Origin of the sequence: Hansschlegelia beijingensis, from assembly GCF_045505405.1 — a bacterium.
In the GTDB taxonomy this organism is placed as follows: domain Bacteria; phylum Pseudomonadota; class Alphaproteobacteria; order Rhizobiales; family Methylopilaceae; genus Methylopila; species Methylopila beijingensis_A.
Genome location: NZ_JBJKEX010000542.1, coordinates 1 through 1,251, shown reverse-complemented (window position 1 = coordinate 1,251; position 1,251 = coordinate 1). Strand labels below are relative to the sequence as shown.

Genomic DNA, 1,251 nt, shown 5'->3' with positions numbered 1-1,251 from the left:
GGGGACCAGCGGATCGGGGATAAGTTGATGGCGGCGGCGGGCCAGGGCGAGCTTGTTCAGATAGTAGCCCTGCTGGGGGCCGGCGTCGTCGCCGTGCCCATCTTCAAGCGTCCGGGCCCATTTGCAGGCGTTGTCGACGAGGTTGCCGACCATCTCGTCGAGATCCTGCCGTTCGCCCCGGAAACGCAGATCCGCCGGGGCCGACGCCTCGACCGCGAGGTCGCGCTCGCGGTGCACCTTCTGCATGGTGCGGGCGAGCGCCTCCAGCGCGGGCTTCACCTCGGCGGTCTCGCCCGTGAAGGCGACGCCGGCGGAGAGCCGGGCGCGTTCGAGGTGGTGGTCGATCTGGCGGCGCATGACGAGCGCCTGCTCGCGGACCTTCTCGGCGAAGCCGCCCTCGCCCGCATGCGCCTCGTTGGCGATGACGGAGAGCGGCGTCTTCAGCCCGTGCGCGAGGTTGCCGACATGGGTGCGGGCGCGCTCGACGATCTCGCGGTTCGATTCAAGCAGCGCATTGAGCTCGCCCACCAAAGGCGCGATCTCCTTAGGGAAATCGCCATCCAGGCTCGAGCGGCCGCCCCGCCGGATCTCGGAGAGCTGGCTGCGCATCCGCCCGAGCGGACGCAGTCCGAACACGACCTGGAACCCAGTCGTGGCCATCAGGCCGAGCCCGAGCGCCAGGAAGCTCATCAGAAGCGCGAAGTTGAAGTCCGCGACGTCCTTGTCGATCTCGCCGGACGCCGCTCCGATCGCGATCAGGTAGCGGCCGTCCTGGCCAAGATCGATGATGCGCTCGACCATCCGGAGACGCTGCTCCTCGGGCCCCAGCGCATAGCCCTCGCGCGTGCCCACCAGCGTCTCGCCGACGCCCAGATCGGCGAGGCGCGGCAACTGCTCCTCGAACAGCGACTTGGAGGTCGTGGATTCCGGCGGCTCGCGGTCGATGCGGGTGATCTGCCAGTACCATCCGGAGAGCGGCAGATCGAAGCGCGGCTCGCCGAAGGAGCCCGGGTCCTCCCGGCTGAAGGTGCCGTCGGCGACCGCCGCCACGAGGGTCTTGAGATAGACGTGCAGCCGCTGGTCGAAGCCGCGCTCGACCGAGCGGGTGTAATAGGACGACAGCGTCACGCCGACGATCAGCAGGACCGCGCCGGTCCACAGCGCCGCCGAGAGGAACAGCCGGACCGCAATGGAGGCGGGCTTGCGCGAGGCGTCGGCCACGGCTGGCGCAGGCTCGGCGCGCGCTGCGGG

At 69.9% G+C, this 1,251-nt stretch carries 1 protein-coding gene; it reads right to left on the bottom strand.

Annotated features, from left to right (window positions below; all coding sequences use genetic code 11):
* A partial coding sequence (locus ACIKT0_RS18530; RefSeq protein ID WP_407106784.1) for a sensor histidine kinase occupies nucleotides 1-1,221 on the bottom strand: 1,221 nt, incomplete at its 3' end.
* Between the last annotated feature and the right edge of the window lie 30 nt (nucleotides 1,222-1,251).